Source organism: Microbacterium pumilum, assembly GCF_039530225.1.
GTDB lineage: Bacteria > Actinomycetota > Actinomycetes > Actinomycetales > Microbacteriaceae > Microbacterium > Microbacterium pumilum.
On record NZ_BAAAOH010000001.1, the window covers coordinates 540672 to 560074 of the forward strand.

The window sequence follows — 19403 nt, forward strand, 5'->3', positions numbered from 1 at the left end:
TGTTGCCGAGGTGTTTCGGAACTGGACACCGCGATCGTGTCCGTTGTCAGCCGCGCCGAGTCACGGGGCGATGCCCGCCCCTGCTCCGCTGCGCGAACGGCCCATGGCCAGGCTCGCTGCGACGCCCACCCCGGCGACCACGACGATCGCGCCGGCCGCGAGGAGGGTCAGGCCGTCAGGCTGCACGATCGACTGGCCGCGCAGCGCCTGCCACGTGACGAGCGCCACGACGCCGGTGTAGACGACCGCCGTCGTCCAGACGAGGCCGACCCGCACGCGCACATCACGGAGGATGGGGATGCGGCGCGAGGCGAGCTCGACCAGGATCAGCGCCAGCGGGATGAGCTGCAGGGCGTGCATGCCGACGAAGTGCGGGATGCGCAGATCGCCATGCTCGGTGCTCCAGCCCAGGATCAGGATGCCGGGCCCGCCGTCAACGGCGCCGACCGTGTGTGCGCCGACGATGTCGCCTCCCGCAGCCATCTGGGCCTCGCTGGGGATGGTCATGAGAAACCCGAGCGAGAGGCCGACGAGGCAGATGACGGACCCGAGGCGCACCGCCAGCGTGCGAGCGCGATCGGCGTATGGCGAGAACCACAGCAGGATCGCGGCGACGAGCGTCGCCAGCCACAGCACGGCGATGGTGGCGCCCATGACGGACCACACGAAATCGTCGTACGGCGTCTGCTGGTTGAAGTGGCTGCGCTCGCCCCGCACCGTCTGGCTGATGACCGCGGCCATCTCGATGAAGAGGGTCGCGGAGATCACGGTGCCGGCCCACCACGCGATGCGGCGGAACCGACGCAGCTGGCCGATGAGCCAGGCCCACGTCACGGCGTAGATCAGTATCGACACCGAGAACTTGAACGGCTTCGCCCAGATCGGCGCGCCGACGAGCTCACGCCCGTCGAGGAGCAGCCCGCCGATGCTCACGAGTCCGGTGATCGCCATCGTGGCGGCGAGCGCGATGAGCGGTCCGTGCCAGCGGAGGCTCCCCGGCCCCGCCGCGGAGTCCTCGGACGATGCGCCGACAGGCTTCGTCGAAGTGGTCATCATTGCCCCCGATCGTCGTTCCGGCCGTGGATCCGCCGGTACTTGCGACGCTAGGGACGTGCTCACGCGCGAGACACCCGGCCGGCCACCGCATCGACGGGGGGCAGACCCCCGGCTTTCCGCCCCGGCCCACGCCACTCCGCGTAGGCTCATCACGTGGCCGCCAGCCCGACAAGCCGTCGCCTCGCCGCTGCCGCCGCGGGCGCCGCTTCCGCCGTGCTCGGCGCCGGTCTCGGCGAATTGACAGCCGCCGTGGTCGCGCCGGCCGCCAGCCCGTTCGCCGCCATCGGCTCGGCCCTCATCGACCTCGCCCCACCGTGGGCGAAGGATGCTGCGATCGCGCTGTTCGGCACCAGCGACAAGTTCGCGCTCCTGCTCGGAATCGCGATCGTGCTGGTGCTGGTCGCCGCAGCCGCCGGGCTGCTCGAGCTGTGGCGGTCGCCGTGGGGCTCGGTCGTGATGCTCGGCTTCGGCGCGGTCGGCGTGCTGGCGGCGATGACGCGAGCTGATGCCGGACCGCTCGACTGGATTCCGTCGGCCGTCGCGGGCATCGTCGCCGCGGTGGCGCTCCGGATGCTCGTCAAGCGGGTGCCCGCAGGAACCGCGTCCCGTCCGGCGGAGTCGAGGCCCAGCGCAGGCGTCGACCGCCGCACGTTCATCGGGTGGACAGCCGGTGCGGCCGCCGTCGGAGTGCTCGCCGCTGTGGGGGGCACGCTGTTGCGCGCCGGAGCCAGCACGGTGACCGCCGTCCGTCAGACGCTGAAGCTTCCCACTCCCGCGGTGGCGGCACCGCCGATCCCGGCGGGCGCCGAGCTCGACCTGCCGGGGCTCGCGAGCGTCGTCACTCCGAACGAGTCGTTCTACCGGATCGACACCGCCCTCATCGTGCCGCAGCTCAACCCGGCCGAATGGAGCCTGCGGATCCACGGACTCGTCGAGAACGAGGTCGAGATCACGTGGGACGAACTGCTGGCACTTCCGCTCGAGGAGTCCGTCACCACGCTCACGTGCGTCTCGAATGAGGTCGGCGGCGACCTCGTCGGCAACGCGGTGTGGCTGGGCTATCCGATCCGCGAACTCCTGGCGCGCGCGAAGCCGACATCCGATGCCGACATGGTGCTGTCGCACTCGAGCGACGGGTTCACGGCATCCACCCCTCTCGAGGTGCTCCAAGATGACCGCAACGCGATCCTCGCCGTAGGGATGAACGGTGAGCCGCTTCCTGCCGAGCACGGATTCCCGGTGCGGATGGTGGTGCCCGGACTCTACGGGTATGTGTCGGCCACGAAGTGGGTGGTCGAACTCGAGGTCACGCGCTTCGACCGGGCTCGGGCGTACTGGACGGATCGCGGCTGGTCGGAGCGTGGACCGATCAAGCTCGAGTCGCGGATCGACGTGCCTCTCAGGGGTCAAGGTCTGAAGGCCGGAGATGTCGTCATCGCCGGCGTCGCGTGGCAGCAGCAGGTCGGGGTCGAGGGCGTCGAGGTGCAGATCGACGAGGGCGAATGGGTTCCCGCGAGACTCGCGACGGCGATCTCGGACGACACCTGGGTGCAGTGGAGCCTCGCCTGGACCGCCGAGAAGGGCGACCATGTGATCCGCTGCCGCGCGACCAGCAAGGCGGGTGAGCTGCAGACCGAGGATGAGGCGCACCCCGCTCCCGACGGCGCCACAGGCTGGCACTGGCGCACGGTGTCGGTCTTCTGACCCCCTCGCCGGCTCGGTGCGGCTGTCGATGGGAAGGCGCTCAGCGAGCCGGTTCCCGTGCGGTTGGCTGGGCTGAACGAGAAGGTGGCCGCCGTGGCGCCGCCGGGATCAGCAGAGGATCATGAGTGTGAAATCCCGGTCGGTCGGGTTGTGGCTGATGTTGTCGAGTCGCACATCGATCAAGGAGCCATCGACTCTGGTACGGCTCGTGACTCCTTCCGCGAACGCGTAGGCGCTGACCTGCGCGGTCGCGGCACAGCCTGTCAAAGGGCGGTCGAAGCTCACGAAGTACGCCCCGGTGCCAGCGTGATTCACCGAGAGGACGCGTCCGCTGGACGACTGGATCGATCCGTTGGACCCGATGGTCGCGACCATGGGTGCGATGTAATAGCCCGCGACATCGATCACGAGGTGAGTCGCCGCCTTCACGTTGAGCAGCCGGATCTTGCCCGTCGTCGAGAGCGGCACGATCGGGTTGCCCGTCATACTCCCCGAGCTCAGGTACGAGAGCGCCGTCGAGTTCGGCTGCGACGCACCGTCCGCCCATGCGACGATCCGCCCTGCGCCCGTGGCTTCGCCCGTCGTGATCGAAAGGGCGACGGCCTTCGCCGCGAGAGGCACCCCGCATCCGTTGCCCGTGCCTCCCTGCCCCAAGAAGCCGACCGTTCCTCCGACGAACAGCGCACGGGACGCGCCCGAGGCGAACTTTCCGCCCGCCGCACGCGTGTCCACGACGCGGCACGGCGCAACGGGGACGAAATCGAGCTCAGAGGTGGTGACGGCGCCGACGGCGGCCGCACCCACCGCTGGGGCAGCCGGCGCGACCGGTGCGCTGGGGAGGTCCGTCGGGGCGGGCGGCAGGTTGGGAAGGTCGGTCAGCCGGACGGCGGACGCCGAGATGGATGCCATGCCCCCTCCGATGAGCGCGGCGAGTGTTCCGATCACAATGGCAGTGCGCAGCCGGATGTACATCGACATTCCTCCTCATGGGGCGGGTGTGTGCGTCGTGCGACCGGCACCGCCCCCAGGCGGAGCCGCATGCGCCCACAGTAGTGTTCCCGACCCCGCTCCGCCGCTCGCAAATCAGCACACGACCTGCATCGCGACGCCCGAGTCCTCAGCCCGCGAGCACGACCTTCAGCTGCTCGACGGCCCAATCGAGTTCGGTCGAGCGGATGACGAGCGGGGGCGCGATGCGGATCGTCTGACCGTGCGTGTCCTTGACGAGCACACCCCGGGAGATCAGTCGCTCGGCGATCTCGCGACCGGTCCCGGCAGCGGGGTCGATGTCGACGCCCGCCCACAGACCCGCGACGCGGATGCCCGTCACACCGTGGCCGACGAGCTCGGTGAGCTTCGCCTCCAGGTGCTCGCCGAGCGCGGCCGCGCGCCGCTGGAACTCGCCGGTCTGCAGCATCTCGACCACGCGCAGGCCGACCGCCGCCGCAAGTGGGTTGCCACCGAACGTGGAGCCGTGCTCACCGGGGCGGATGACGCCGAGGACGTGACTGTCGGCGACCACGGCAGACAGCGGGAGGATGCCGCCGCCGAGCGCCTTGCCGAGCAGGTAGACATCGGGCACGACGCCTTCGCGGTCGCACGCGAACGTCTCGCCGACGCGTCCGAGCCCCGACTGGATCTCGTCGGCGATGAACAGAACGTTGTGGCGCGTGCATATCTCGCGGACGGCGCGCAGATACCCTTCAGGCGGCAGGATGACGCCCGCCTCGCCCTGGATCGGCTCGATCAGCACGGCTGCGGTCTCGGGGGTGATCGCGGCCTCGAGGGCGGCCGCATCCCCGAACGGCACCGGCACGAAACCAGGCGTGAACGGACCGAAATCACCGTACGCGTCGGGGTCGTCGCTGAAGCCGACGATCGTCGTGGTCCGGCCGTGGAAGTTTCCGTGAGCGACGACGATCGTGGCGGTGTCCGGTGCGATGCCCTTGGTGCGATAGCCCCACGCACGCGCGACCTTGATGCCGGTCTCGACCGCCTCGGCGCCGGTGTTCATCGGCAGCACGAGGTCCTTGCCGCAGAGCTCGGCGAGCGCCGCCGCGAAGGGTCCGAGCCGGTCGTTGTGGTACGCGCGACTGGTGAGCGTGAGGCGGGTGAGCTGCTCCTGCGCGGCGGCGACGATGGCGGGATGCCCGTGGCCGAAGTTCAGCGCCGAGTAGGCCGACAGCAGGTCGAGGTAGCGTTTGCCCTCGACGTCCGTCACCCACGAACCCTCGCCGCGGGAGACGACCACCGGCAGCGGGTGGTAGTTGTGCGCGACATGCTCGCCTTCGGCCGCGATCACCGCTGCCGTCGGGTCGGCGGCGATCGAGAAGGTCATCGCGAGGCTCCTCGCAGCTCGAGCGTGCAGCACTTGATGCCGCCGCCACCAAGGAGAAGCTCGGACAGATCGATGAGCACGGGGTTGTAACCGCGCTCGCGCAGCTGCGCCTCGAAGCCCTTCGCCCGCGGCGAGATGAGGACATTGAGGCCGTCACTGGCCGAGTTGAGACCGAAAACGGCGCCGTCCTCATCCGAGACGAGGATGGCGTCCGGGTAGCGCTCGGCCAGGATCTGCTGACCGCGCGCGTCGAAAGCGCCGGGGAGGTACGCGATGTTCGCCTTCTCGACGCCGTCGGGCCCCTCCACCGGGTCGAGCACCGAGATGGCGGTGTCGAGGTGATAGAAGCGCGGGTCGACGAGGTTGAGGCTCACAACCTCCTTGCCGAAGACCTCGCTCAGCTCGCGGTGGCTGTCGCCCGTCGAGCGGAAGCCTGTGCCGGCGAGGATCGTGTCGCCGACGAGCAGGAAGTCGCCCTCACCTTCGTTGACCTCCAGGGGGTCCACGACGTCGAAGCCGCTCTCGCCGAACCACGCCATGAACGCGGGGCCTTCGGGCACGCGCTCCTGGAAGCGGAACTTCGCACCGTAGGCGACGCCGTCGATGATGAACCCGCCGTTGGCCGTGTAGACCATGTCGGGAAGACCCTCGATCGGGTCGATGAGGTGCACGTCGTGGCCGAGGGCGATGTACGTGTCGTACAGCGTCTGCCACTGCTGGATTGCGCGAGCGGTGTCGGTCGGGTTCGCCGGCTCCATCCACGGGTTGATCGTGTAGCTGACAGTGAAGTGCTCGGGGCGGCACATCAGGTACGTGCGGTGCTGCTGGATGCGGCGGGTCGAGGTGCTTGCCACGGTCGCTGAGCTTGTCGAAGCGGCGGGCGCGGTGTTCTGCGTGGACATACTTGCTCCTACAGGGAGGGGCGGCGGACGCTGTCCAGGGGCCCGACGGGGCTGGGGAAGCCGGCGACTCGGGCACGCCGCATCCATTGTCTCACGGTCGCCGCGAAGGGCCGTCAGGACGGATCGGCGTCCGGATACTGGAACACATCGTCCAGTCCGACTGCGAAGACCCGCGAGATCTGGAACGCCAGCTCGAGCGTCGGCGAGTATCTGCCCAGCTCGATCGCGATGAGCGTCTGGCGCGTCACGCCGATGCGCCTGGCGAGCTCGGCTTGGGTGAGGCCCGCCGCTTCGCGCAGCGGTCGGATCGAGTTGGTGACCTTCGTGGGTTTGACCATCAGGCGAGGCCCCGGCGGTAGGCGACGACCCGTGCGATGTCTCCCACCAGAGTCGACAGCGCGAAGCCGAAGAACAGGGCGTTGCCGATCCAGAACCAGTCCGCCTCGATCATCGACAGCGCGAGTGCCACAAGCGCGCCGGCGACCAGCACGCCATAGCCCAGGCGATTGCCGAACCGCGATATGTCGCGGTCGCGCTGGTCGGAAGTGCCGACCTCGCTGGGATCCCGCATGCCGGCGAGGATCCCCCACACGATGCTGATCACGATCGCTCCCACGATCGACGCGGCCATCGTCCAGAGCATGATGGGAACCCAGTCCACGTCGGTGACCGGTCCGCCCGCGGCGCGGGCCAGCACGACGAACACGTACACCGGAACGGTGATGATCGTGGCGATGAGCGTCGCCCATGTGGTGCGTTCCTGGTAGACCACCGGAGACTCCCATGTGTAAGGAATATTTGACATTTCGACCGTAGCGGTGTGCGGAGGTGATGTCAATTATTCTTTACTCGCGGGGCTTCGATACATGCTCCGCGCCGCGACGTCCGGTCAGATCACGGCTTCCCCGACCCTCGTGCCGGGCCGCTCGGCCGGGCGTTCGACGCTGCACAGCGCGTCCACGACGTACTCCGCGTCGGCGCCCATTCCGAACAGCGCCCCCGACGCCGCCGAGTGCTGGAAGTCGAGTCCGACGAATGCCAGTCCGGCGCATCGGCGTGCCATCCCACGGTCGTGCAGTGGCTCGCCCTCGGCGTCGAGCACGCCGTCGATGCGGATCCAACCGAGGTCCGGCCGCGACCCCGTCGCCCACACCACCGTGGCCGCATCGATCGCGGCGCCATCCGCAGTGACGGGCAGTCCGTCGACGACCGACTCGATGCGTGCGACGCGCGTGATCCCCGCCCGGTCGAGATCGGCGAGTTTGTTGCGGATCAGCATGATGCCGCGATGAGTCTCCTTCGCGGCGCGACCCTTCTCCGTGTCGATCGTGAGGTGGCGGAGTCGGCTGAGGAAGATGCCCGAGAGGATGTTGCCGATCGGCGTGTCGACGTCGACCGGCACCTGCCCGGGATGACGCCCTGCGATCGTGACCCGATGACCGTTGCGCGCTGCCTCGAGCGCGATGTCCGTGCCCGAGTTGCCGGCGCCGACCACGAGCACGTCGCCGGGTGCGAGCTGCTCCGGGCCTCGGTAGTCGATGGAAGTCACCTGCGTGATGCCGGGGTCGAGGTCGCGCGCGAACTCCGGAAGCTTCGGCGTGCGATGCGCGCCCGCCGCGACGACCACACGATGTGCCAGCACGGCATCCCCGTTCGCGAGGTCGAGCCGGAATCGCCCCGAGTCGTCCCGCGTCAGCCCGGCGACGGCCGCGTCGGTGCGCACGACGATGCCGAAGCGCGTGGCGTACCGCTCCAGGTAGTCCCCCATCTGCTGAGCCGTGGGGAACCGGAAGAAGCCGACATCCAGCGGAAGCCCGGGGAGGCTCGAGACGCGGCTCGGGCTGAAGATCCGCAAGGAGCGATAGCGCTCCCTCCAGGAGTCGCCCACGCGCGGATGCGCATCGAACAGCTCTGCGCTCATCCCCCGGTCCATCAGCAGACGGCCGACGTGCAGACCAGCGGCTCCGGCGCCGATGACGGCGGTATCGAGAACTGTTTCGGTCATGATGACCTCCTTCTTCGTGCTCGAACGTACGGCCGCGGCGATCGTCCTCTCATCGGCAGAAATGACCAACTCGAGTCAGGCCGGTGTGGTCATTCCGTGCTCGAACGCGAATGCAGTGGCAGCCGCGCGACTGGGCAGCGCAAGCTTGGCGAGGATGTTGCTCACATGCCGGGCGACAGTCCGCTCGCTGAGGAAGAGTTCGTTCGCGATGGCTCGATTCGAGAGGCCACGCGCGATGAGCCGAATCACCTCGCTCTCCCGGGGAGTGAGACCTCCGGCGGCCGACGGAGGCACGGGCGACGCAATGCGTTCCAGGCGGTCGAGATCCGGCGCCGCGCCGAGCATCGCGAGCGTCGATCGTGCGGCGTCGAACTCGAGCTGCGCCCCCTCCTCGTCTCCCGATGCGCGCGCGGCGCGGCCCAGCTGCATCCGCGTCAGGGCGGCCTCGTAGGGAGCATCGAGGCTGCGCCACGCCGCCCACGATCGGCGCAGCAGTGGCAGCGCGGCAGCGGAGTCGTCACGCGCGACGAGCACGATCGCCCGCGCCCTGTCCGCCTGTGCGCGAAGGTAGACGGTGTCCAACGCCGTGGCGAGCGCTCCGAGGTCTGCGGCCGCCCTCTCGGCCGTATCGAGGTCGCCATGGGCGGCCTCGAGCTCGACCTGCGCCGCGAGCAGATCCGCGCGCCGGTTCGGCTCGCCGGCGGCCTCCAGCGCGCGCGAGATCCCGCTCCGGGCGGTCACCGAATCTCCTTGATCGCGACGCAGCAGCCCGAGCCCCGGCTGTACCTCGCGCCCGAGATCGGCGGCCAGGCGGTATGCGGCCTCAGCCTCGCCGCGACGGCCGGCGAGCCGGTGGAGTTCGGCGAGGCCGTAGACAGCGTTCTCCCTCGTTTCGGGACGACGCTCGTGAGCCGCGACCTCGGTGAGGGTGCGTGTCGCCTCCTCCCACTCCCCGCCGACTCGGAGAACCACGGCGCGCAGCACCGAGCACTCGCCACGGAATGGCTTCAAGCCCTCCTGTGCATCGCACCAGGAGCTGAGGTCACGGGTCCACACCCTGGCGCGATCTACGTCCCATCGTGCGAGGCAGCTCGCGATCACCGCGCAATAGGCGGGGCCGGCGACCCGATCGCTCACGTGGTGAGACGAGATCATCAGCATGACCTGGTCCATCTGCGCGAAGCCGTCTTCGATCCGCCCGATGGCCACGAGCGCCCGCCCGAGCGACATGGTGGCCAGCACCTCTGCGTCGGCGTCTCTGGTCGCACGCGCGATCGCGACGGCCTTCTGGGCGAGATCCGCTGACTCGTCGATCCTGCCGCGACCGAATGCGGCGACCGATCGGCAGATCGCGACGAGCGCCTCCGAGCCTCGACCAGCGGCATCGGATTGGCACAACTCGAACACGCGAGCCATCCATGCGCCGCCACGGATCCCATCGCCCTCCTCCGACAGCGTGAAACCGATCCAGAACGCGCACCGGATGGCCGCATCGACATCGCCGGCCTCGAGGTAGGCGAGATGCGCAGCATCCCACGCCCGCTCCGATTCCTTGGCGCGGCCGATGAACCAGGCCGCCAGCCCGAGATCGTCGAGACCCTGCGCCGACAACCCGCCCGCGGCCTCGTCACGGCTGAGATCTTCGAACCGTGCCGTCCAGTCGTTCAGCGTCGAGGTGACAGTGGCGCCGCCGCCATCCTTCGCGTGATCGGGCATGCGCACAGTATCGACCCGTCGACAAGGGCGAGCAATGGTCTGGGCCGGCGCATGGGACGCGCTCGGGTCAGATCACGCTCTCCGACCAGCGGTCGGGATTGCCGAAGCGGTGCGCGGTGATCGTGATGGACTGCTCGTGAAGGAACGGCAGAAGCTCGAGCCGGCCCGCCGTGGTCACCTCGTTGTCGTAGACCGCGAGGTCGGGGTCGCCTCCCACTGCCTCGGCGAGCCCGCGATGCAGCGCCGCCACGGATTCGCGAGAACCCACGAGACGCGTCCGCGGCGGACGAGAAACGGATGCCGCATCCGCCGCCTCGGCGATGATGTCGGTCGAGCCGACCATGCGCTGGATCCACTGCTCATCGGTCTCGACGAACACGGCGATGCCCTGGTCGCTGAAGGCGCGACGCACCGCGGCGGGGAGCCCGACAGACGCGCTCAGCGTCAGCGACGACCCCGCGCGGATGCCCGCGATCGCGACACGGAGGACGGCCTGCCAGGACGCATCGGCCGCCGCACGGATGGCGACTGCAGAGATCGGACGGTACCGGAAGAGGTTGCGCTCGATGCCGAGCCCCGAGACATCCTTCACCTGTCCGAACTCGCGGTCCCACGCGATCGCGTCCGACAGGGCACCTCGACGCAGCCACTCGAAGGACTCGTAGTCCAGCGACGGCTGAGCCGCCTCGATGACCGACGAGATACGCGAGTCGAGCCCCCGCAGGTGCAGCGTCGCGGAACCGGTGCTGCCCGAGGTGGCACGCCACGATCCGAGGCCGACAAGGTAGTTCGGTCCGCCCGCTTTGGTGCCGGCGCCGACCGACGAGCGCTTCCAGCCGCCGAACGGCTGGCGCTGCACGATCGCACCCGTGATCCCCCGGTTGACGTAGAGGTTTCCGGCCTCGACGCGGTCGAGCCACGTCGCGAGGTCATCGGGGTTCTGTGTGTAGAGCCCGGCCGTGAGGCCGTACGCGACCGCGTTCTGAAGCTCGATCGCGTGTGCGAGCGAGTGTGCGTGCATGATGCCGAGCACCGGCCCGAAGAACTCCTCCTGGTGGAATCGCGACCCCGGCTGCACCCCGGTGCGGATGCCGGGACTCCAGAGACGACCGGCGAGTTCCGGGATGCCGTCCCGTCCCTGTGCTTCGACAGGCATAGCAACCGTTACCAGTTTGGGCTCGACCAGCCACTGCTCCTCCTCGTCGAGGGTCGACAGCGCCCATGCGAGCTTGCCCTGCGGCGGCTCGATCACGGGGCCGACCTCGGCCAGCGGATCGGTCGGCGGTCCGACGCGGAGCGATGCCGCGGCATCCACCAACTGGCGAGCGAACCGGCGTGACCGGCCGACCGGACCGACGAGGATCGCGAGCGAGGCCGCCGAGCACTTCTGGCCGGCATGGCCGAACGCACTCTTGATGACATCGCCCGCTGCCAGGTCGAGGTCGGCCGACGGCATCACGATCATCGCGTTCTTGCCGCTGGTCTCGGCGAGGAGCGGCAGGTCGGGGCGCCACGAGCGGAACAGTGCGGCCGTCTCCCACGATCCGGTGAGGATGACGCGATCGACGTCGGGATGGGACAGGAGCCGCCGGCCGAGTGAGCCTTCGTCGATGTCGACGAGCGCCAGCACATCCCGAGGAACGCCCGCCTCCCACAGCGCCTCAGCGACGACGGCGGCACACCGTCGCGCCTGGGGCGCGGGCTTGAACACCACGCCCGATCCGGCGGCGAGCGCCGCGAGCACGCCGCCGGCGGGGATCGCGACGGGGAAGTTCCAGGGAGGGGTGACCACGGTCAGCCGGGCGGGCTCGAAGACGGCGCCGCTGACGCGATCCAGCTCGCGTGCGGTCGCGGCGTAATAGCTCGCGAAGTCCACGGCCTCGCTGACCTCGACATCCGCCTCGGCGAAGATCTTGCCGGTCTCCGAAGCCGCCACCTCGATCAGCTCGCCGCGACGCGCCTCGAGCGAACGCGCGGCCTCGGCGATGATCACAGAGCGCTCGGCGGCGGGCATCGCACCCCATCGCGCCGCGGCATCCCTCACCCGGCCGACGATCGCCTCGAGCGTCCCCTCGTCGTCGACGCGAGCGGCCGCGATCGTCGCGTCACCGGCCGTCGACGCCTCGATGCGACCCACGATCTCGCGCGCCCACGCCCGGTTGGCGGGAAGCGCAGGGTCGGTGTCGGCGGCATTGCGGAAGCCGGGGGCTCCGGCGGCTCGGCCCTCCGACTCTCGCGACGCGAACACCGCGGTCTCGACAAAGGCCCCGCCGCCGAAGGTCTGCTCCTCGGCAGCGACCGGAGCGAGCGGCGCGGTGTCGCCCGCGTCAGTCCCGGCGGAACGGGCGATTCCGAGCACCGCCTGCGTGAGCCCCGCGTCGTCCTCGCCCGTGTCGCCGTGTTGCAGCCGGGCACGCGCGCGCAGCGAGTCCGGCAACGCCGCGGTGCGGTCCTGCCGGCGGTTCGGTCCGGTGCGAAGGGCCGGATCCACGGCGCGCTCGAGCGAGGCGAGGAACCGGTCCCGCTCGCGGTCGAACATCGCGGGGTCGTCGGCGAGCTCGAATGCCGCCGAGAGGAAGTTCTCGCTCGAGGCGTTCTCTTCGAGGCGCCGCACGAGATAGCTGATCGCCACGTCGAACTCGTCCGGACGCACGACGGGCACGTAGAGCAGCACATGCCCCACCTCGCGCGCCACCGCGTGCACCTGGCCCTGGGCCATGCCGAGCAGCATCTCGAACTCGACATCGTGCTGAACGCCGGTCTCGGCCGCGAGCAGCCACGCGTAGGCGATGTCGAACATGTTGTGTCCTGCGACGCCGATCCGCACCGCTGCGGTGTTCTCGGGCCGAAGTGCGAACTCGAGGCAGCGCAGGTAGCTGGCGTCGGAGTCGACCTTCGCGTCGTACGTGGCCAGCGACCAGCCGTGCATGACGGCATCGACTCGCTCCATCGCCAGGTTCGCACCCTTGACCAGTCGCACCTTGATGCGCGCCCCGCCTGCCGCGACGCGTGCCTGTGCCCATGTGGTCAGCTGCTCCAGCGCCGGCAGCGCGTCGGGGAGGTAGGCCTGCAGCACGATCCCCGCCTCGAGGTCGCGCAGGCGCGGGTCTTCGAGGATGCGGGTGAAGACGGCGATCGTGAGGTCGAGGTCGCGGTACTCCTCCATGTCGAGGTTGATGAAGGTGGTGTCGGTCCCTGGGCCTGTCGAAGGGCCGGCCGCCGTCACATAGAGCGGCAGCAGTCGTTCCACGACCTTGTCGACCACTTCGTCGAACGCCCACATCGAGATATGACTCGCGATCGCCGACACCTTCACCGACACGTAGTCGACATCGGGGCGACGGATCAGGTCATGGATGCCGTCGAGCCGGCGCAGCGCCTCATCCTCACCGAGCACGGCCTCGCCGAGCAGATTGAGGTTGAGCTTCGCGCCGCTCTCGCGGATCGCCGCGATCGCCGGCCCGAGCTTCTCGGGTCGCGCGTCGACGACGAGGTGCCCGACCATCTCACGCAGCACGCGACGTGCGATGGGCACGACCGGCGACGGCAGGATCGGGGCCACGGCGCCACCGACTCGGACTGCCCCGCGCAGGTACCACGGCAGGAACCCGGGGACGAGGGGTGCCACGCGGCTCAGATTGGATGCCGCGGCCGTCAGGCTCTCGGGACGCATCACGCCGTCGACGAAGCCGATCGTGAAGGGAAGCCCGTTCGGGTCTTTCAGTACGCCGGCGAGTCGCTCGGCGGCGGGGTCCACGTCGACCTCGGCGCTTTCGGTGATCCACCGCTGCGCCAGCAGCACGGCACGCGCGGCGAGGTCGTCGCCGGATGCCGTGAGGTCGGTGTCCCCCTGTGAAGGGTCGGTCACCATGGCATCCAGCCTAGGTGCCGCCCGCCCGGCGAGACAGCCGAGCGCTTAGCGCGTGTCTCGCCGGGCAGACGATGCGGGGAATGAGTTCGTCAGACGCGATCCGCGCGTCGGGACCGGGTGGCCGGCTGGTCGTCGACGACTTCGGGTTCGGCATCCGCCGTCACATACGGGTCGACCTCATCGGCTTTGCGCAGGGTCTCCTGCTGCTCGGCGCGATGCTTCGATGCATCGGCGGCGTGCTCGTCGACGGTGTCGCTGAGGCGCTGAGCGTCGAGATCCGCCTGAGCAGCACGCGCCTGGGCCTGCTGCGCTTCGGCGGCTGCCGTTGCGGCATCCGCTCGCGCCTGCGCAGCTCGTGCTTCGCCTTCGCGTGCGGCGAGATCAGACTCACGCGCTTCTTCGCGCAGCTTCTCGGCCTTGTCGTGTTCGGTGCGACGGCGCTGCTCGTTGCGTCTGCGGGAGGTGAGGGCGAGCGCTCCGACGATGACGATCGCCACGACGATGATGGCGATGATGATCCACACCAGTACAGCGTTATCCATGGGTGACTCCTTCTGTGCGATGCCGCCGGGTCGCGGACGACGCACTCCTGGCACGAAACCCGATCGCGCCGCCTGGGGCAAAGGTCTTGCGCTCCCCGCGTACGTCGGCTATGGGTCTCGAAACACCCGAGAGTCCCCACCTTTGGCCCACGGCGGTTGCCTCCGGCGGCAGGCTGAGAGAGCCTGGACAGATGCAGCGGCGGCGAACGATCACACTGATGTGCACCGTCGGAGGGACTCTGGCGACCGTGGTGATCGTGTCGTCCTTCATCGCAGCCAGCGCTGGAGCGGCGCCCGGCGACACGATAGGGCCGATCAATCCGGTGACCCAGCCCCTCGACGGGCACCCCGCCAACAGCGGTTTTCTGGCCTTCATCGAGAACGATGTGCAGCTCAACGCCGACGAGGCGGAAGGAACGCTCGCGCTCGGCGGCGACCTGGCGTTCAACCGCACGTACAACCTGGAAGCTGCGCGACCGACCTTCACCGTGCCTGGCGAGACGCAGTCCGTGACCCTCTTCGTCGGAGGCGGCATCCGATTCCCCGCCGACAGCGGGCTCATCCTTCGACTGCTCGGCGGTGCCGGGTACGCCAAAGTCGCCGACACGTCCACCTACACCGCCTTCGACACCGACTCCAACGGTGCGGTGCAGAACTTCCACATCGTGCCGCCCGGCGGCACCTTCGAGACCCAGCCGCGGATCGAGGGCACAGTCACCCAGACGCCGGCCTCCATCGCGGCGCCCGTCCCGGACGACCTCATCGACCTCCCGGCCGCTTTCGAGCTCTACCGCGACACGTCGACGCTGCTCGGCAGCTGTACGCCGACGATCGAGCTCGTCGCCCGCGACGACGGCGCGGACCTTCCGACTCCGTATCCCCCTGGGACGAATGCACGGCTGACGCTGGTCGCCGGCCAGACGAACGTGCTGAACATCACCGCGTCCGATCTCGCCAATCTGGCGGAGATCACGTATCCGACAGCCCCCAGCGCGGACACACCGCTGCTCGTGAACATCACCGGCGACTTCATCGGCTCGATGCCGAACAGCGCAGGCATCAGCTCGGTGTCGGCGCCCTTCATCCTGTGGAACTTCGTGGATGCGACCACCATGACGGTGACCGGAGGCGACAGCCTGCAAGGGACGGTCTACGCACCGCGAGCGCTCGTCAACTGGCAGGTGACCCAGAACATCGAGGGCAACGTGATCGCGGCCGCGTTCATCCACGGCCTTCCGATCGCCGCTCCAGTGGGTCTGCCGCGCGAGATCCACGACTTCCCGTTCGGCACCGAGCTGACGTGTGTCGAGGCGGGTCCGACACCCACCCCGACGCCGACACCGACACCCACGCCGACGCCGACACCCACACCGACACCGACACCCACACCGACACTCACGCCGACGCCGACGCCGAGTGCGTCTCCGACCGCCGGGGTCACGCCGACGCCGACCGACCCCGCGCTGGCGGCGAGCGGCGGCGACACCGGCTGGCTGCCCCTGGCCGCAGTGGCCGCTCTCGGCCTCGGCGGTATCCTCCTCGTGGGCGACGGCGTGCGGCGCAGTCGGCGTCGCGGACGCGTCTAGCCTGCGTCAGCGCCAGACGCTCGGTGCGTCGGCGCGGGTGGACGGCAGAGCGGATGCCGCGGCCCAGTCGTGCACCCAGGGTGCGACATCCGGGAGCCCGTCAGGCCTGCCGAGCGCGGCGAACAGTTCATCGTGCGACAGCGTGCCGCCGGAGCGCTTGAGCATGCGCGCGCGGATGATGGCTCGCGCGTAGACCTCACCGTCGACGACCGCACGGTGCTCGAGATAGAGCGCCTTGTCGTCGTGCCCCATGAAGCGCGATTCGACGTCGAAGCGCTGCCAAGGGTTCAGCGACTTGCGAAAGGTGATCGTCTCGCTCGACACCACCGCGTACCAGCCATGCCTGCGCATCGCGTCGGCCATCCCTGTCCGGATGAGCAGATCCCATCGGCCGAGGTCGAACAGCGACAGGTAGCGACCGTTGTTCATGTGCCGCAGGATGTCGAGATCCGTGGGCAGGGTCGTCAGCCGGATGACGCCCACGGCTACCGGATCGATGCGCCCCTGACGGCGCACGCGCCGCCTCGCGAGCACGGTGATGAGGAGGGTCCGCCAGATCACATTCACGAGAAGCGATGGTAGCCATGGGTCAACGGACGCGTCGATTCGATTGTGGGGTTCCACCATCGAGCCGCCAACGGACGGTATTCCACCCCCGTATCAGGTGCCGGTCGTGATCAGGTGCCTGTCGTGCGTTCACCCAGGCGTTCGCGCAATCGGGTGGGTGACATCGTGACCGCCCGCCACGTGCCCGAGCCATCCCACCAGGTCGGTCCGCGCACATCGGGGACGCCGTGATTCATGCGGATCTGCCATCCGCTGCAGTCGAGCGTTCGATGGTGGTGCCAGCAGAGCGGAACACCGTTGTCGGTGCCGGTCGAGCCGCCGCGAGAATGCTCACGGACATGATGGATTTCACACCAGCTCGCAGGGACGTGGCACCCCGGAATGATGCACTCCCCGTCGCGAAGAGCAATCCCGAGCCTTTGGTGGTAGTTGAAGATCCGATCGGACGTCTCGATCGCCACGATGCGGCCTCGCTTGTCGCTGATCACCCGCTCGACGTTGCCGCAGCACGCGACCTGCCGGGCAAGACTCAGTGACACCGGCTCGTCGAAGCCGTCGATGTGGGCGAATCCGCGACCGCTCTGCAGATCTGCGGCGCGTACGGAGACCACCAATGTCGGAGCCGCGCCGCCGAGCGTCGGCAGGGCGCCCGAACCCGCGACCTTGAAGATCGCCGTCGCGAAGGCATCGTGCTGCTTCTGCGCGCGCGTGCGGTCATCGGCGAGGCTGTCGACCGGGGCACCCTCGGGACCTGTCTGGCGAAACTCGGGACCTGACGAGGAGCCATCGACCTTCGGATTCAGGATGCTGTCGAATACGAGTTTCAGCTGGCCTGCCACCTCGGGCAGGAGGTTGCCGCGCACCGGCACGAGGCCGTCGCGGCAGACGCCGACAGCCAATCCACGTTTGCGCATCGCGACCGCTTCGCGGGGCTCCGCGCCGTCCTGGTCGAGGTAGGTCGCCCACACAGATGCGAGGGCGCGAAGGTCGTCGGCGCAGGCCGGAGGAGCAGCATCCACCCCCTCGCCTCGCGCTGCGGCGGCAAGCTCCTCATCGGCCGCCTGATGCGCGGCACGGCCCGCGACACCGGCGACGCCGGCGAGCGGCCCCACAACGGCGAGCAGGCCGTCGAGACCGACATGCCCGGACGCGAGCACCGCACGCATGGCGGGATACTCAGCCGGGAGCGTCTCTCCCGACGATGGCGCAACCTCGCGGATGATCACGTGTCCTGCTTTGACCAGCTCGGCCGCGGAGCGGGACGATGCCCGCGTAACCCGCTGCACCAGCTCGTTGGTCGATCGACATCCATATCGCGACGTCATCCGCTCATCGCGCGCCGGCACGCTCGATCGGTAGTAAATCTGCGCGACGCTCTCGATCTGCACCGCCTCCGCTCGGCGAGCGATGCGCGCCGACAACCCGAGTACCGCGAGCAACTCGTCGTCCGAAACGCCCTGCGCGTCGTCAGCAGCGAACATCTCCTCGACGACACCCGCGAGCGCCGCATCGACTGCTTCGAGCGCTGCAGCGAGGGTGTTCATGACTCGATTCTGGTGAGGGCCCCCGACATTGGACCGCCGATGATCTCCCAGATCAAGCGTTGAAACGAAAGCTGTGGAGAAGTCCCTTCTAGCGTCAGAATCGCGGCGGTTGGGGAGGAGCCGAACCCGATGCCCGCCGGGCCGGCCGGCAATTTCACACACTCGAAGCGCGGCATCCGATCGACATTCACAGCCGATCCCGCCTCGCAATCCGGCGGATTTCGCCTCGCGCCGGAGCGAGCGTAGAGTCTGGCCATGGAAGCCGAACTGCAGACCGACGTCGTCGTCCGTCCGGTGCGGGATGTCGACGCCGAGGCACTGGGACGGGTGCACGCGACGTGCTGGCACGAAACATACGACCACCTGATCAGCAAGGCCGCTCTCGAGAAGATCTCCCCTCGGCGCATGGCCGAACTCTGGACGCACTGGGCGGTGCAGGGCCCTGAGTTCAAGATGTTCGCCGCGCTCGTCGACGGTGAGATCGTCGGATTCGCCGGCTCCGGCCCGGCGCGCGACAAGGACGCCCCGCGGTTCCGCGAGCTGTACTTCATCTACCTCCTCGACGCCTGGCATGGTACGGGCATCGGCCAGAAGCTCTTCGACGCCGTCATCGACGAAGACGAGCAGGTCTACCTCTGGGTGGCCGACGACAACCCCCGCGCCCACCGTTTCTACGTCCGCAACGGCTTCGCCGCCGACGGCGCCGCCCACACCGAGCCGTTCCTGGGTGAGACGCTCACCGAGGTGCGGTTCGCCCGCTGACGCCGCCGGACGTGCTGCAGGCTTGGGCTCTCGAGGGCATCCCGGAGATCACCGCCGGCGCTGATCTCGTGAGCCTGATCGCAGACGCCGCGGCCGGCGCGCTGGCAGACGGCGACATCCTCGTGGTGACGTCGAAGATCGTCTCGAAGGCCGAAGGCCGCACGGTCGCCGCCGACGATCGTGAAGACGCCATCACCGCCGAGACCGTGCGTGTGGTGGCAAGTCGTCAGACACCGAACGGCGGCACCACCCGCATCGTGCAGAATCGTCTCGGCATCGTGTCGGCCGCCGCCGGGGTCGATGCCTCGAACACTCCCCACGGCACCGTTCTGCTGCTGCCGATGGATCCGGATGCCTCGGCCCGAGCCCTCGCGACGGGCCTGCGATCGCTGCTCGGCGTAGAAGTCGGCGTCATCGTGTCGGACACCCTCGGCCGCGCATGGCGGGAAGGGCAGACCGACTCCGCGATCGGGGCCGCCGGCCTGCACGTCTTCGAGGATCTGCGCGGCGGGACGGATGCTGAGGGCCGAGCGCTCGTCGTGACCATGCCGTGCGTCGCCGACGAGATCGCCGCTGCGGCCGACCTGGTGAAGGGCAAGACGTCGCGACGGCCGGTCGCCGTCGTCCGCGGTCGCGCCGACCTCGTCGGCAGCCTGGACCTGCCCGGGGCGCGATCGATCGTGCGCCCGCTCGAGCGCGACATGTTCCGCCTCGGTGCGGACGAGGCCTACGCCGAGGGATTTGCGGCGGGCACGGCACTGAGCCCCTCCGGTCCCTGAGCCCCTCCGGCCCCTGAGCCCCTCCGGTCCC

Annotated in this window: 16 protein-coding genes; 4 read left to right on the plus strand and 12 right to left on the minus strand. The window is 69.2% G+C overall.

From position 1 onward, the window contains the following. Window positions 1–60: 60 nt before the first annotated feature. Window positions 61–1053 carry a hypothetical protein gene (locus ABD188_RS02440; protein ID WP_344058179.1) on the minus strand — a complete coding sequence of 331 codons (993 nt, stop codon included), beginning with the start codon at window positions 1051–1053 and terminating at the stop codon, window positions 61–63. A 156-nt stretch (window positions 1054–1209) separates the two neighbouring features. Here ABD188_RS02440 and ABD188_RS02445 point away from each other — a divergent pair, with 156 nt between their 5' ends. Continuing rightward, window positions 1210–2760, plus strand: coding sequence for a molybdopterin-dependent oxidoreductase (locus ABD188_RS02445; protein ID WP_344058181.1), 1551 nt, complete (start codon window positions 1210–1212; stop codon window positions 2758–2760). Window positions 2761–2868: 108 nt separating this feature from the next. Here the strand turns inward: ABD188_RS02445 and ABD188_RS02450 are convergent, their stop codons facing one another. The 9 genes from ABD188_RS02450 to ABD188_RS02490 form a co-directional block, all read right to left on the minus strand. Next, window positions 2869–3738 (minus strand): hypothetical protein, encoded by an 870-nt coding sequence (locus ABD188_RS02450; RefSeq protein ID WP_344058183.1) that lies wholly within the window; start codon window positions 3736–3738, stop codon window positions 2869–2871. 139 nt (window positions 3739–3877) lie between these two features. Then, window positions 3878–5098 (minus strand): ornithine--oxo-acid transaminase, encoded by a 1221-nt coding sequence (gene rocD / locus ABD188_RS02455; RefSeq protein WP_344058185.1) that lies wholly within the window; start codon window positions 5096–5098, stop codon window positions 3878–3880. Further along, window positions 5095–6000: a dimethylargininase gene (gene ddaH / locus ABD188_RS02460; protein WP_344058187.1), complete on the minus strand. Its 906-nt coding sequence runs from the start codon at window positions 5998–6000 to the stop codon at window positions 5095–5097. Before ddaH ends, rocD begins: the two co-directional genes overlap by 4 nt. Before the next feature lie 113 nt (window positions 6001–6113). Next, on the minus strand, window positions 6114–6338 hold the full coding sequence (locus ABD188_RS02465; RefSeq protein WP_344058189.1) for a helix-turn-helix transcriptional regulator: 225 nt from the start codon (window positions 6336–6338) through the stop codon (window positions 6114–6116). Continuing rightward, window positions 6338–6772, minus strand: coding sequence for a hypothetical protein (locus ABD188_RS02470; protein WP_344058191.1), 435 nt, complete (start codon window positions 6770–6772; stop codon window positions 6338–6340). The genes ABD188_RS02465 and ABD188_RS02470 overlap by 1 nt, the downstream gene beginning before the upstream one ends. A 117-nt stretch (window positions 6773–6889) precedes the next feature. Continuing rightward, on the minus strand, window positions 6890–8005 hold the full coding sequence (locus tag ABD188_RS02475) for a flavin-containing monooxygenase (RefSeq protein WP_344058193.1): 1116 nt from the start codon (window positions 8003–8005) through the stop codon (window positions 6890–6892). A gap of 75 nt (window positions 8006–8080) precedes the next feature. Beyond that, window positions 8081–9721 carry a LuxR C-terminal-related transcriptional regulator gene (locus ABD188_RS02480; RefSeq protein ID WP_344058195.1) on the minus strand — a complete coding sequence of 547 codons (1641 nt, stop codon included), beginning with the start codon at window positions 9719–9721 and terminating at the stop codon, window positions 8081–8083. 67 nt (window positions 9722–9788) lie between these two features. Further along, complete coding sequence (locus tag ABD188_RS02485; RefSeq protein WP_344058197.1) at window positions 9789–13592, minus strand: proline dehydrogenase family protein; 3804 nt, start codon at window positions 13590–13592, stop codon at window positions 9789–9791. Between the two features lie 89 nt (window positions 13593–13681). Then, window positions 13682–14134, minus strand: a complete 453-nt coding sequence (locus ABD188_RS02490) for a hypothetical protein (RefSeq protein ID WP_344058199.1) — start codon at window positions 14132–14134, stop codon at window positions 13682–13684. 218 nt (window positions 14135–14352) lie between these two features. Between ABD188_RS02490 and ABD188_RS02495 the strand changes: the two genes are divergently transcribed. Beyond that, window positions 14353–15720, plus strand: a complete 1368-nt coding sequence (locus ABD188_RS02495; protein WP_344058201.1) for a collagen-binding domain-containing protein — start codon at window positions 14353–14355, stop codon at window positions 15718–15720. A gap of 6 nt (window positions 15721–15726) precedes the next feature. Here the strand turns inward: ABD188_RS02495 and ABD188_RS02500 are convergent, their stop codons facing one another. Together ABD188_RS02500 and ABD188_RS02505 are read right to left on the minus strand one after the other, a co-directional pair. Continuing rightward, a complete protein-coding gene (locus ABD188_RS02500; RefSeq protein ID WP_344058203.1) occupies window positions 15727–16287 on the minus strand; it encodes an acyl-CoA thioesterase in 561 nt (186 codons plus the stop codon). 110 nt (window positions 16288–16397) lie between these two features. After that, entirely contained in the window at window positions 16398–17831 is a 1434-nt protein-coding gene (locus tag ABD188_RS02505; RefSeq protein WP_344058205.1) for an HNH endonuclease signature motif containing protein, read from the minus strand. Between the two features lie 255 nt (window positions 17832–18086). Between ABD188_RS02505 and ABD188_RS02510 the strand changes: the two genes are divergently transcribed. Together ABD188_RS02510 and cofE are read left to right on the plus strand one after the other, a co-directional pair. After that, entirely contained in the window at window positions 18087–18593 is a 507-nt protein-coding gene (locus ABD188_RS02510; RefSeq protein ID WP_344058207.1) for a GNAT family N-acetyltransferase, read from the plus strand. Between the two features lie 11 nt (window positions 18594–18604). After that, entirely contained in the window at window positions 18605–19372 is a 768-nt protein-coding gene (gene cofE, locus ABD188_RS02515; protein WP_344058209.1) for a coenzyme F420-0:L-glutamate ligase, read from the plus strand. Window positions 19373–19403: the final 31 nt, after the last annotated feature.